Source organism: bacterium (genome assembly GCA_021372535.1).
GTDB lineage: Bacteria > Latescibacterota > Latescibacteria > Latescibacterales > Latescibacteraceae > JAFGMP01.
Genome location: JAJFUH010000050.1, coordinates 21985 through 35874 on the forward strand (window position 1 = coordinate 21985; position 13890 = coordinate 35874).

Consider the following 13890-nt stretch of genomic DNA (forward strand, 5'->3'; position numbering starts at 1 on the left):
CTACGCGCCCGGACAGGCGGATTCTGAACCGGCGCTGGTATAAGTGACAGGTTTAAAATCGGATGCGTACGGTTACTTCACGATTTTCTGGCCGGCGATGATTTTATCCATACGCGCGCTGACATCCTTGAGATATACCTCGTCGCCGCCTTTGAGTTCCGCGCCCATGTATCCGCTGTAGCCGATATCGCTGAATGCGCGGCGGATTTCGAGCCAGTCGATGGTACCGTCGCCGAGGTTGGTGAATTCCTTCTTGTTGACATCGAATCCCTTGATATGGACTTTCACGATTCGCTTGCCGAGCGTCCGTATCCAGTCATGCGGATACCCGTACAGTGCGATATTCCCGCAGTCGAAATACGCCTTGAGGAACGGACTGTTCATCTCGTCGACGTACCGCGCAAATTCGAGCGGGCTCAGGAGAAACTTATTCCAGACATTTTCGACGGCGATTATGATATTCAACTCCTTCGCGAGCGGCAGGAGCTCCTTTATGTGAGTCTGTGAGCGTTCGTATGCATCCTTGTACGAGGTTTCGGGGTTCACAACGGCGGGTACGAGGAGAACGGTGTCGGCGCCGATTTCCTTTGCATTGCGCAAAGAGGTCTCCATTCCTTCCATGCTCTGTTTGATAACGTCCGGGTCGCTGCTCGACAGGGGAAATTTCCAGTGACGCTGGTTCATGATCGAGTGTACTTTGATTCCGGCGGTCAGGGCTGCCTGCTTGATTTCAGCCAAAAGCTCGGATTGCTCGATTGTCGGAATCTCTACACCTTCGAAACCGGCCCTTTTCGCCAGTTGTATACGTTCCGTGGCACTGAGCGAATCCGGAAGCATTCCATAATACAGGCTCTTTTTGATCTGTCCTTTGAACGGCTGTGATACGGCTTCTCCGGGGCGCAGGAATGTGCTGCCGAATGCCGCTCCCGCCATTGCCCCGGCGGTTGTTTTTTTCATGAATGAGCGCCTGCACATGTTCTTCATGACAATTTTCCTCCAAATTACGTAAAATGGTATGGTGCATCTCACGCTATCATATATAACGCCAATATATGTCATACCATGCTGAGATCATTGATAGAAGATTCGGATGTTCATTATAGTATGCATAGACCCTGAAACAAGTTCAGAGTGACGGGTTCACGATCGGGTCGTCATGCTGAACCTGTTTCAGCATCTGTCATCAATGATCCATGATATTTACCTGTATTTCACATCTGCTTCAGTAAACCCATCAATCCCAGAACAGCGGTATACGACATGAATAATGAAAATATCAGGGTGATTATCAGACCAATGTTCAGCAGGAGGGGATTTTTATAATTGTTTTCCCGTTCCCTGCCGTTCAGCTGTATGATCAGCAGTACGATAAGCAACGGCATGACCACGGGGCTCACCGCCTGCGAGGCGATCATGATGATAACCGGTTTTCCTCCGAAAACGGGGACGACGAATCCGAGTAACGATATGATCAGAACAGCGATACGGACGATCGGTCGATTCATCGTGCGGGGGACGTTGAGATAATCGCAGACGAGCCATGGCCCGAGAACGTAATTGGGGAAGAGCGAGGAAAGCGCCGCCGCGATGATTCCCATGACAAAAATGGATGTTGCGAATCTCCCCGCAAGCGGTTCGAGCGTTTTGACCATGTCGATTGCGTTTTCGACCGTAATCCCATGCGGATACATGGTTCCCGCCGCGCATGCGACTATAGCCGCGCTCACAATGAAAGTCAGGGTGAGCGATACAATGGCGTCCCTGTTCTCGACTTTCAGGTCTTTGAGTGTCCACCCTTTTTCAGCTACGAGATAGCTCCTTGTCACAACACAGACAGACGCCATGGTGGTTCCGACAAGTCCGGCGAGAATGAGATGGGCATTGCCCCCGGTGGGAACCTTCGGTATGAGGCCCTTTACAATGTCGGCAGGTGAGGGGATGACAAGAACCATGGACAGTATGAAGCTGATCCCCATCATGGCCACGATGACAGCCATTGCCTTCAGGAAAAAGTTGTGCGTTCCGTTCCAGAACAGATAGTACAGAAGAGCGGTGAAAAAGAAAGCCGAGATAATGGGGTGTACTCCGCCGCCGGATGTTAGGGGTTTTGTCCATTCCCTCACAATATCGGTGACGATTCCCATGACTCCCATGATCGATGTCGTGACAGTCAGCATAAGCGAAAAGATTACAAAAATAGTTATAGCTCTCCCGAACTTCAGCTTGAAACTGTACATGAGCGTCTGCCCCGTCACAATCGTGCTCCTGCTGATCGAGACAATCATGATGTAGGTGAAAAAGCAGGAAAGCGCCAGTGCCCATGTCAGCGACATGCCGTATTTTGCCCCGGCCGATGCCATCGAGGTGACACTGCCGGTGCCGATGATGTACCCGATGATGAATATTCCGGGGCCGATGGACGAGGCAAAACGGATGAGTTTGTCTTTGAGTGTCGATGAATCACGATGAATATCCATGCAGTTATATCCTGTCTATCTATATGAAATTATTAATAATATGGCGTGTTCTCATTGACAGAGCATATTTCATAAGCTTGTGTAAGCTATAAACCCGGACCCTCGATCGGTCGGAGGCACAGCCCCTTCAGTCTGATCACACCGTCTTCCGGGCTGCGGTATAGAGCGATTCTACCGTGTGGAGACCGCCCCAACAGTTTATTGTCGGAAACGATAAACTCGTTGAGGTAAATCTGTGATTCACGATCCGCGGAAATGATTCGATAGAGGAACAGCGCCGAGCGCATGGGGGGAATGACGGTTCCCGGAATCTTGTCGCCGTACGGGGCCGTATACCTGACAGCATCCTTGAAATTATAAAAATCGACAGGATAACCGGGATCGCTCGGGCTTTTCCACCGGTAATAGAACCGTGAATCGTATGTCATGAGGGTATCGCACTCGACATAGGCATGAAAGTAAACGTTATCGTACTCGCTGTTGGAGATAAGATATCCCTGTCCTTTGGTGGCGACAATCATCCCGTTCTCGACATGCCAGTCGGCGTCACCGATTGACGACCAACCCGTCAGATCGATACCGTTGAACACGGACAATCCGGTGTCTTTATCGGGCAGCTCTTTTATCCAGAGGTTACGGTAATCGACAGCATATCCGTGATTGGAAAGGCCGACAGGCCCTCGCCGCATACGGTATTTGAGCATGGGATTCGCCGAAAAATCGGTGTCCTGCACGAGTACATCGTTGAGCCAGATTTTGCAGTTCGGCCAGTCGAAAAGGACATGATAACGGTTCCATGAGCCTGCCCGTTTCATGGCGTTCATAAGAGGCGGTACGACGTCATAAATCGATCCGGTAGAGTTTTTGTCGGGTTTTTTCCCCGAATCATCGAGAATCTGCGTTTCAAAACCGAGGCGTGATTCACGGCCGGCGAGCGGAACATGGAAGAAGATGCCGCTGTTGCAGTCCTTACTCACTTTGAATTCGCCATAGAACTCAAAATTTTCGTAATCTTTTTCGGTAAGGATGAGGTAGGGAATACGCGGTTCGCCCTTGCAGTGAATCACACCGTCCTCGACCGACCAGGCGTTCTCGTCGGGTTTGACATTACCGATGTTCCAGCCGGTGAAATCCCGACCATTGAAGAGCGCATGAAAATCAGGCCCCGGCGCTTCGGTGAACGGTGAAATCGGCTTTTCGCATGAGCCCGCCAGCAGAAGTATCATAAAAAAAACCGTAGACACGGTTAATACCTGAGTTTTTCGCATCATTATGGTATGCCTCATAAATGGAACGTTAAAAAAATTGACATAATTCTCCCTGACATGAACGGATTTCATGGAGCGGAGATCCCGTCAGCCGCTGTCATTTCCGGTACGCTTCGAAACGCTTGTCGATCTCAGCTTTGGTTCTCGGCCCGTCGCATATAATCATGCAGAATCTGAAAAGCGCGCTTTTACCCGGTTTCAGCGTCAATTCGAACGGTTTGGGATTTTCGACCCCGGTTCCCTGCTCGAAGACCGACTGTCCGAGCGGATTTGCCGAAAATAACCCGTAATCGCGGGCATGCCAGAATGTCGGGAAATTTGTGCTCGAAGGATGATTCAGAATCGCGATCCCGACTTTCCCGCCGTTATGATCCCCTTCGAGACGGACCCATTCGGCGCGGCGTCCCCAGATATTCTGCGCAGTCTCGGCGCCGCGCGAGCTGATGTAAGAGCCGGTGCCGTCCTTTTCCTGGAGCCATGATGCGACACGGATGGCGAACATGCCCTCCTTGGTGTCTTTAAAAACGACCGTTGTATCGAGTGCGGTGAGCGTCATGGAGAAATCGATGGAATATTCGTTCACTCCGGGACGGAACACCATGATACGTTTCTCTTCGAGGAGCGGTTTTCCGTTCATATCCTCCCAATGGAGAATCACCGAAAGTGTCCCCTTGTCCGAACCGCCCTTCATCCCGGTGATTTTTACCTGCCTGATCTTCGGCGGAGAAGCAGTGGCGGCCCAGAACCTCGTGTCGTTTACCTCGTCATATGTGAAAAAAACGCCCGTATGATGTGGATGGTCACGGCTTTCTCCCGCGATGTCCTCAAAGGGATAACCCCGTGTCACCACTGTTCCGGCAAAGGTCATGACAGGGAACAGAACCGGCTTTGTCAGCTCGGGTTTGTAGACATAGGAAGTAACACGGCGTCCGTTGATCATGACATCGATGGCGTTATCGCCTTGAACGAACGAAACCTCGCCGCAGGAAGCGGAAACCATCATGAAAAACAACACGACGACGGTTGCGGTCAGCAGTACAGTCACAGTTTTGATACCATTCACCCCCATTCATGGTACATCTCATAAGCTTATTCTGTCGTTATTGATCCCGAATAGCGTTTTTTATAAATAATGCCGTCAGATGACAGCGAGCACCCCCTTGAGATATCCAATGGATTCAGCCGATCCCGGGAGGGGATCCAGTTCATCCTTTTCGTACTCGAGGGCGGCAACTCCGCTGTATTTGATTTTCAGGAGCGTCCGGAGAAACTTCGGAATATCGATGACTCCCCTGCCGATCTCGACCGTGGACCCTTCCTTTGAGGCAGCCGAGACATCCTTGATGTGGACATCGAGGAGCCGGTCAGCGTACTTTACGGCTGCTTCGGACGGATCGACGCCGCTCCGCTGCGTATGCCCGATGTCGATGCACAGGCCGATCCGCGGATCGAGCCCTTTTATTTTTTCATATACGCTTTCCGGAGTCGGATATCGATTATCACCGGGGCCGTGGTTATGGATGGCGACTTTAATACTGTATTCCCGGACTTTTTTGTTCACAAGATCGAGGAGGTTATGTTCCGGAACACCGATGATAATGCTCATACCGGCTGTCTTCGCGTATTCGAAAGCCTGGTTGACCTCGTTCTCGTTTGTCATGTACACCACACCACAGCCGTAGAGATCGAGTCCGGCCTCTCTGGTCTTCGATGCCGCAGCTTTTATCTGGTCAACAGTGCTGTCGAGTGCCAGGTGAAAGCTCTTGAAAGCGATGTACTCCAGCCCGAGCCGTTTTGTCATGGCCAGGGTGTCATCGAGGCTGAATTTTCTGAACGTATACGAGGCCATGCCGAGTTTCAGCCGCTTGAAACCGTCCTTGACCGTCTGAGGGCCTCCCTGTGCGGAAGCATCCGGAATGCCGGCTGCAGAAGCCGCGGTCAAACCGATGCCCGCCGAGAGGCAGAATTTTCTTCGTGTCGTTTCGCTCATGATTATATTCTCTCTGCCTTTGTTTTTTATGGAGCTTTAAACTATAAACTATAAACCATAGACCATTTACAATAGACCATAAACCCCAAACTTACACCTTTTCAGGCACAACATACGGATACCGGTAATTACGGGTCAGGTAACTGTCAGCGATGTCATCTCCGACAAACCGCTCCGCCTGAGAATCGAAGGTCAGCTCACGGCCGAGACGGTTGGAGATATTGGAAAGATGGCACAGAGCTGTGGACAGGTGACCATCCTGAATATCACCGGTCAGGTTCATCCAGTTGTTTGTCCTGAGGGCGTAGATAAAGTTCGCGAAATGCCCCTCGCCTCCTGCGCCGGCGAGGTTCATGGGATCGGCCGATTCTTCTGCCTTGGACTGCTCGGCGATATCGTCCGAGCTCGGTCCGGGAGTATTTTCTCTGCCGAAGTATGTTTTCCATGTGCTGCCGTTAAGGTACATCCAGCCCTCGCTGCCGTAGAAGAGGTTACCGATGCGGACATCGGCTTCACCGTTTGTGTAGAGTCCCCGAACTTCGAACTGTAAAATGGTGCCGTCCTCGTATTCGAGTGTGGAAAGCTGGGTATTGGGAGTTTCCTGGTCAGAATCGAATGCGAAGTAACCACCGACACACTTGATTTTTCGAGGATATACAGACTTATTCAGGCCCCACCGGGCGATGTCCATCTGGTGCGGGCCCTGATTGCCCAGATCGGTGCATCCATAATCCCAGAACCAGTGCCAGTTGTAATGGAACCGGTTGGGATTGAACGGGCGCCATGGTGCGGGACCAAGCCATAAATCGTAATGAACGCCCGGAGGAACCGGACATTCCTGTTTTCTCCCTATGGAGTCACGGGGTTTGAAACACAGCCCCTTCGCCATATAGACCTTGCCGATTCCGCCCTGGTGGAGAAACTCCATCGCCTTCCGCACGTTTCTGATGCTCCGGTTCTGGGTACCTGCCGCGACGATACGGTTGTATTTACGGGCCGCTTCGACCATTTTCCTGCCTTCCCATATATTATGGGAGGTGGGTTTTTCCACATAGACATGTTTTCCAGCCTGGCAGGCCCAGATGGTTGCGAGCGCGTGCCAGTGGTCGGTGGTCGCTATCGATACGGCGTCTATTTCCTTGTCGTCAAGCACCTTTCTGAGGTCATATTCGGTCAGCGGTTTTTTCCCCTGGAGTTTCTCGACTTCCTTGACCCGTTCTCCGAAAAGATTTTCGTCGATATCGCAGAGGGTTTTAACTTCTACATTCGGAATATTAGTCCATTCACGGTAATGCTGATTTCCGCGGCTGCGTATTCCGATGACCGCCATGACGATACGGTCGTTGGCGCCGAGTACCCTGCCGGGTTTCATTGTGCTCATGACTGCTCCGGCGGTAAGCCCTCCGGCTGTCTTTGCGCTGTTTGCAAGAAACTTGCGGCGTGTCAGTTCGGTGTTTTTATTCATGCTATTCCCCTTTTTAGTATAAAGTGTTTGGTCTTTTTTTATATTTCAACTACATGCAGATGGTTCCGAAAACTGACAGTAATCATTCACTCTATCATGTCATGCCTCTAACAGGTTTTTAAGTTTCCCGATATACTGAGGAATCTCGATACGCGGATCACCCTTTGCTTCGTATTCGAGGGCAACCCATCCCCTGTAATTGGCTTTGACCAGAATATCCCTGAGTTTCCCGAGGTCGGCGGGGATAAGGGAGCCGTCCGGCTGGAAAACCTCAACTTTGACCTGCACGTTCACGGCGCGCGGGGCTGCCATTGCCAGTTCCTCGTACGGATTAGTGCGGTAATTGCCGGTGTCGAGGTTGATACCGAACCATGGGTGCCTGCCTACGGCATCGCAAATGGCGAGGTGGTCGGCAACGAGGGCGGTGATTCCACCGTGATTTTCGAGCCCGAGCATAATACCGCACTGTGCCGCATGGCCGAGGCATTCCCTGATTCCGTCGGCGACCCAGCTGATGCCGGTCTGTTTATCGGTTCCCTCGGGCAGTGTGCCGGCAAAAATCCGTATGTGCGGTGCAAAGAAATCGACCGAATAGTCGATCCACTTTTTCACATGATCGATTTCCTTCTGCTTTGCAGGTCCGGAAGGCATGCAGAAATTATTGCGTATAGCTGTTCCGCTGATTGTGACGCCGCTGCCGAATGCCCGTCGCTTGAGCTCGGTCAGGTAGGATTTGTCAAATCCTTCCTTGAAGTAATATGAGGTGAGCTCGGTTCCCGCCAGATTCATTTCGGCGCACCAGTCGATAAATCCGAACAGGTCCATTTCACCTTTCTGCAGGGCATCACGCATCGAATATGCGGCAAGGGAGACATGCATGTTTTTAGGTTTAACGGCTCCGGCCTGCGCAGATGTTTCTCCGGTGGATACAAGCGACGAAACAACCGCTGTCGTTGCCGTAAACGCGCCCGTTTTGAGAGCGTCACGGCGCGAGAAAGCCATGGTGTTCGGATTATCGGTAGTGTTCATCGGCGGCTCCTCTGATATTCTATGTATCACAAGGACATTAAGTAATTGAATGTTTACGGATATAGTATAACAAAATGTGCATTCATGGAGTAGTATGAGAAATATACATAAAAAATGCAGATGAATTCAGATAGTCAAGTAATTCCGCCTGAAACGATAAAAAATAAATGTACGATGCCCATATGCTTGGAAAAAGCGAGAATAGTATTGCCCGCGATATGAAAGAGAGTTACCATTTATAATAATTGTTTATGGCACTATCGCACCGTAATACGTATTTTATAAATCCGGATACCAATTAAAAGTGTTGTGATAAACACCATTTACGTGGATATAAACTGTCAAGAGTCGGCACGAAGTACCGATTTACATGTTTTTGACAGCAACAAAACAACACATTTCGTCATGGGGCTTGTGAAAAAAATCCTTTTTCACAGCCCTCTTAAACTATCACACATGCAGAAGGGAGAAACGGAGATGTACGGTAAAATCAGAATCCTGACAGGTTTGTTTCTGATGATATATCTCATGGGCTGCGGTCAGCAGGCGCAGGAAAAAACAGAAGCTGCGCCACCTCCGCAGGCGCCGAATCTTTCAACACCCGGATTTATCATCGATTCGCACATCCATTACCGGGCAACGGACGAATGGGAGAAATCCTTTCTGGAGATTTTCGGGAAATTTAATGCAATGGGATGCATCCTCGTCAACATGAAAGACCTCGACAGGGGAATTGCCTTTGCACAGGCTCATCCCGATCGGGTAATCCCTTATGCCGCCATTGATATCGACAGTCCCACAGTGCTCAAGGATATACAAAAAGTGAAAGATATGGGATTTCAGGGTCTCGGCGAGCTGTTTGCCGTCCACCAGTGGAATTACGATGATCCGAAATACGATCCCATATGGGCTCTTGCAGAGAAGCTCAATCTCCCCATAGCGCCGCACACCGGAATTCTTGCCAACGGCATGATGGCCCGTATGCGGCCGGGGTATCTCGCGACAATCGCGTCCAGATTCCCCAATCTCATCATCCACGCTGCTCATTTCGGCAATCCCTGGTATGACGAGGCGGGAGAAGCGACGAGGAGAAACGGAAACCTGTTCTTTGACATGACCGGTTCCTCGCTCATCAAGAAAGATAATAATCCGGGTATCTGGAAGGAATACCTCTGGTGGACTCCCTATATCGGGAAGGCCCATATGCCTAAAGACGCTGTTCCGGCGTTTCAGAAAATCGTTTTCGCCACGGACGAAGACCCCGAAGCGCTTGAGGAAAACATTATCCGTTTCAACAAGATGCTCGATGCCTGCGGGGTGGACGAAGCGACACGTAAAAAATGCTATTACGAGACGATTGCCCGTATACACGGTATCGATCCGGAAAAGTATCTGAAAAAATAGCATGATATTTAACCCGACCGATTCGAAAAAAATCAATGGAACGCGGATTTTCGCGGATTTGTTTTTTTCTCTGTTTCAATGTGAACGATCAATAATTCTAAAGATAGTCTATACATTCTTTTGTATGTATTTGTGTCTTAGTGTCTTTGTGGTAAGATTTTTTGAATTATTGCTCCGGCGGATAAATAATGATACCAATAGCAGGAATAGATGCCGAAACAAGTTCGGCATGACGTCATCCGATATCACTGTTTAATCGCCGAAGCAATATCCTGATAAAAGTGATAAAAAACTGTTGTGCCGGGCAGAAAATCGGTATTAGACACTGACGAAAAGAAGGGTGATGTATACCTACCAGCTTACGAACAGATATTTTGCCCAGATAGCCGATGGCCTGGAGGACCTCGGGGCGGAAGAGCTTCACGAGCTGGGCGCCCGGAATATCAAAACCGCATACCGTGGTATCTATTTTGAAGCGGATTTGGGCACTCTTTACCGTATTAATTATGTGTCACGGCTTGTATCGCGGATTCTTGCGCCATTGAAGGTATTCAAATGTCACAGCACAAAATATCTGTATCGGACGGCACGGTCGATTGAGTGGACGGATTTTTTTACGGTCGATAAAACCTTCGCCGTTTTCGCTACCGTGGCGAACAGCACCATTTCCCATTCGCAGTATGCCGCGTTGTGCCTGAAAGATGCAATCGTTGACTGGTTCCGTGAGCGGTGCGGTTCACGGCCGTCGGTCGATACCATCGATCCCGATGTATGGATCAATCTGCATATCGAGAATAACCGGGCTGTCATAAGTCTCGATACTTCCGGCGGGTCGCTCCACCGTCGCGGATACCGTTCCGTTTCGGTCGAGGCGCCCATGCAGGAAACGCTTGCTGCGGCGATTATCCGTCTTTCGGACTGGGATGGAACGCAGCCGCTGTACGATCCCATGTGCGGCTCCGGCACCCTGCTCGCCGAGGCGCTCCTTCGGTACTGCCGTATACCTTCCGGGATATTACGGAACCATTTCGGATTCGAGCTGCTGCCTGAATTTGATAAAAACGTATGGGAATCGGTCAGAAAAGATGCCGGTCATCTTATCCGACCGTTGCCGGAAGGTCTCTTGGCGGGAAGCGACAGCGATCGTGAAGCCATTAAAGCCGCGTCGGCCAATATCCGGAGCCTGCCGGGAGGGAAACATGTGTCGCTGCAGGTAACGGATTTCAATAAAATTTCCGCTTTGGAGCATTCGGTGATTGTCTGTAATCCCCCCTATGGCATACGGAGCGGGAAAGACGAGGATATTGCCGCGATATACGGAGCGTTCGGCGTGTTTCTGAAACAGCGCTGCAAGGATTCGACGGTGTATATTTATTTCGGGGACAGAAACCTTATCAGGTATATCGGGTTGAGACCCGCATGGAAAAAGCCGCTCAAAAACGGCGGTCTCGATGGCAGGCTGGCCCGGTTCGACATGTATTAACATTGGGCGTAATCCCTCATATTTCACCGTTCGCAGCGACAGGGCATCATGAAACTGTTTGATCCGATTATGCTTTTTATTACCCCGGTGTATGGACAATATCGACGGATTTCGTCATACCGAATTTATTTCGGCATCTGTTCCGGATATCGGTATCAATGTTTTTCTTGAAGTACTGTTGAAGATAAAAGAGCGATTCCCCGATAGAAAACCGATGAAAATAAAAGAGAAGGAGGGTGTTATTTATGGCGGGTTCCGCCACGATTGAAATTGACAGGATAGGTCCGGTGTTCTTTGAAAGGAGCAGACGGGCCAGGCACCTCGTCATTTCGATTAAACCGGTGAGAGGCGTACGTGTTGCTGTCCCGTATGGAGTTACCTTCGAAAATGCCCTCACCATCGTCCATGCAAAAATACCATGGATACTGAAACATCTGGCGCGGATGAAAAAAAGTGAGCATTATCATAAAAAGCAGTCCGTCGATAACATCGGCATCGACCCGATTGAAGCAGCGCGAAAGCTCGTGCGAAGACTTCGTGAACTGTCCATTCAGCATGGTCTGCCTTTTAAAAAAGTGACCATACGAAACCAGAGGACTCGCTGGGGAAGCTGTTCGTCAAAAAACAGTATCAGCCTCAATATGAACCTTGTGAAACTGCCGGATGATCTGATCGATTATGTGCTTATACACGAGCTTGTTCATACACGCATCAAGAACCACAGCATTGATTTCTGGACGGAGATGAACAGGCACATAAGTGATGCGCGGCTTCTCAGTAAACGGTTGAAAAAATATTGCATTGAAATACTTTAAACGAACGGAGCATATAACGAAGCAACTAAATACAGATACATGTTCTGAAAGGGGGAAACAGTGAAACCGGTACGATGGGGAATTATCGGGGTAGGGAAGCATGCGGTCATGAGAATAATCCTGCCCATGCAGAAGACAGAAATGGTAGAGCTTTATGGCATTGCATCCCGCAATCCTGAAAAGGCACGGCAGATATCCGGGAAATTCGGGATACCGCGTTCTTTTTCTTCCTATGAGGAACTACTCGCGGATAAGTCGATCGAGGCGGTATTCATTCCCCTTCCCAATCATATCCATCTCGAATGGATAAAAAAAGCCGCGGATGCGGGGAAACATATCCTCTGCGAAAAACCGCTCACGCTCGATGCTGCGGAAGCCCAAGAAGCCGTCGATTATACACGGAGCAGAAATGTGCTCCTCATGGAAGCTTTCATGTACCGGTTCCATCCGCAGTGGAGACGGGTCAGGGAACTGATCATTACCGGAAATATCGGAACCGTCAGGGCTGTCCATACCTATTTCAGCTATAACAACACCGATCCCCGCAACATCAGGAACATGCTCGAAACAGGAGGCGGCGCCCTCTATGATATCGGATGCTATGCTGTCTCTACGGCACGGTATGTTTATGGCTGCGAGCCTGAAAGAGTATTGAGTCTCATCGCCCGGGATACGTCGTTCAAAACAGATGTGCTGACCTCCGGTCTCATGGATTTCCCCGAAGGGCATGCCCTCTTTACCGTAAGCACCCAGGCATTCCCGCATCAGAAAGTGGATATTCATGGCTCGGGCGGAAGGATACTGGTTCATATTCCCTTCAACACCTTCGATGACGTTCCCGCTGCGGTCACGGTGTCCACGGGTGTCGGTGTCCGTGAGGTGCGGTTCGATCCCGTCGATCAGTACGGTCTCCAGTTTGGGGAGTTTTCGGAGGCAGTTCGGAAGGGCGGGCCGGTTCCGGTGCCTCCTGAGGATGCGGTCAATAACTGCATGGTTCTGGATGCGTTTTTCAGATCGGAAAAGTCGGGAACATGGGAAACGGTGGGGTGACGCTATCCTTTAGATTCAGCCGATTACTCCGACAATAAGCCCGGTCTGTGAAGATTGAACACTTTCAGGGCGGAACAGTGCTGCCCAATTCGTAAAAAGACCCGGAAACCATTGGATCCGGGTCTTTTTGACTCTGGATGCTGCCATGTTCTGTTTTGGAAATGTGAAACAGCACGATGTGTTACTTTTTACGGGGAGCTGCCTTCGCCTTCGGTTTAGCTTTGGATTTGGCTGCCTTCTCCATCTCTAATGCTTTTGCAGCCTCAATTTTCTGCTGGGCAGTCTGCATGGAAGCGGCGATCTTGCCTTTCAGTGAATTGGAATCGTCATATACCTTCACGAAGGAGGAATTATCGAGGTCGGTTTTGAGTGCCTGGAGCTGGCTCTCGAATGCGGTGATTTCATCGGCGAACGATTTACTGTCAGCCGCACCGAGCAGTTTGGCAGTTTCGGGAGCGAGGAATGATTTCATCTTTTCTATCTCGGCGTTCACATCGAGTACTGCTTGTCCGGCAACTTTTTTACCGTTCGTTGTTGTCGCGGTAATAAGAGCAGTAATATCCGCTTTTAAAGAATCCGCAAGAGCGGTGGCGGGACCGAATTTTTTCTGGTCCATCATACCCTGTAGCTCATTCATCTTCTTTGATATCTGTGCGTACTGGTCGGGGGCGAAAATCTTTGCGCCTTTGGTTTCAACATTCTGCATATCGTTCTGGAGCGCGGTAACCTGTTCTGTCGGAGGCTTTGCACAACCGGTAAATATCATTATACTTGCCATTACTATCATGGCAACAGCAGCTAAGAGCATTTTGTTTTTCATGGCTTGATAATCCTTTCATTTTTCGGTTTCATGGAACTCAAACATTTCCATGTTCATGAAAATAAAATACGAACAAGATATAAGACTCA

At 50.0% G+C, this 13890-nt stretch carries 12 protein-coding genes; 4 read left to right on the top strand and 8 right to left on the bottom strand.

The genetic code is table 11. The annotated features are described in order from the left end of the window. Positions 1 to 72 precede the first annotated feature (72 nt). The 7 genes from LLG96_05455 to LLG96_05485 all read right to left on the bottom strand — a co-directional run bounded on the left by LLG96_05455 (position 73) and on the right by LLG96_05485 (position 8229). Positions 73 to 957 carry a sugar phosphate isomerase/epimerase gene (locus tag LLG96_05455; GenBank protein MCE5249649.1) on the bottom strand — a complete coding sequence of 295 codons (885 nt, stop codon included), beginning with the start codon at positions 955 to 957 and terminating at the stop codon, positions 73 to 75. Between the two features lie 254 nt (positions 958 to 1211). Then, positions 1212 to 2477 carry a divalent metal cation transporter gene (locus LLG96_05460; GenBank protein MCE5249650.1) on the bottom strand — a complete coding sequence of 422 codons (1266 nt, stop codon included), beginning with the start codon at positions 2475 to 2477 and terminating at the stop codon, positions 1212 to 1214. Between the two features lie 86 nt (positions 2478 to 2563). Continuing rightward, positions 2564 to 3703 carry a DUF1080 domain-containing protein gene (locus LLG96_05465; GenBank protein MCE5249651.1) on the bottom strand — a complete coding sequence of 380 codons (1140 nt, stop codon included), beginning with the start codon at positions 3701 to 3703 and terminating at the stop codon, positions 2564 to 2566. Positions 3704 to 3842: 139 nt separating this feature from the next. After that, on the bottom strand, positions 3843 to 4790 hold the full coding sequence (locus LLG96_05470) for a PmoA family protein (protein ID MCE5249652.1): 948 nt from the start codon (positions 4788 to 4790) through the stop codon (positions 3843 to 3845). A gap of 93 nt (positions 4791 to 4883) precedes the next feature. Next, positions 4884 to 5735: a sugar phosphate isomerase/epimerase gene (locus LLG96_05475; GenBank protein MCE5249653.1), complete on the bottom strand. Its 852-nt coding sequence runs from the start codon at positions 5733 to 5735 to the stop codon at positions 4884 to 4886. 91 nt (positions 5736 to 5826) lie between these two features. Continuing rightward, positions 5827 to 7200 (bottom strand): Gfo/Idh/MocA family oxidoreductase, encoded by a 1374-nt coding sequence (locus LLG96_05480; GenBank protein ID MCE5249654.1) that lies wholly within the window; start codon positions 7198 to 7200, stop codon positions 5827 to 5829. Between the two features lie 99 nt (positions 7201 to 7299). Continuing rightward, complete coding sequence (locus tag LLG96_05485) at positions 7300 to 8229, bottom strand: sugar phosphate isomerase/epimerase (protein MCE5249655.1); 930 nt, start codon at positions 8227 to 8229, stop codon at positions 7300 to 7302. A gap of 477 nt (positions 8230 to 8706) precedes the next feature. On the opposite strand from LLG96_05485, the gene LLG96_05490 reads away from it, so the two are divergent. The 4 genes from LLG96_05490 to LLG96_05505 all read left to right on the top strand — a co-directional run bounded on the left by LLG96_05490 (position 8707) and on the right by LLG96_05505 (position 12981). Further along, complete coding sequence (locus tag LLG96_05490; protein MCE5249656.1) at positions 8707 to 9633, top strand: amidohydrolase family protein; 927 nt, start codon at positions 8707 to 8709, stop codon at positions 9631 to 9633. A 343-nt stretch (positions 9634 to 9976) separates the two neighbouring features. After that, on the top strand, positions 9977 to 11116 hold the full coding sequence (locus LLG96_05495) for a THUMP domain-containing protein (protein MCE5249657.1): 1140 nt from the start codon (positions 9977 to 9979) through the stop codon (positions 11114 to 11116). Between the two features lie 245 nt (positions 11117 to 11361). Next, complete coding sequence (locus LLG96_05500; protein ID MCE5249658.1) at positions 11362 to 11931, top strand: M48 family metallopeptidase; 570 nt, start codon at positions 11362 to 11364, stop codon at positions 11929 to 11931. A 60-nt stretch (positions 11932 to 11991) separates the two neighbouring features. Next, complete coding sequence (locus LLG96_05505) at positions 11992 to 12981, top strand: Gfo/Idh/MocA family oxidoreductase (GenBank protein ID MCE5249659.1); 990 nt, start codon at positions 11992 to 11994, stop codon at positions 12979 to 12981. Positions 12982 to 13162: 181 nt separating this feature from the next. Here LLG96_05505 and LLG96_05510 read toward each other — a convergent pair whose 3' ends face one another. Continuing rightward, on the bottom strand, positions 13163 to 13801 hold the full coding sequence (locus LLG96_05510; protein MCE5249660.1) for a hypothetical protein: 639 nt from the start codon (positions 13799 to 13801) through the stop codon (positions 13163 to 13165). Positions 13802 to 13890 lie beyond the last annotated feature (89 nt).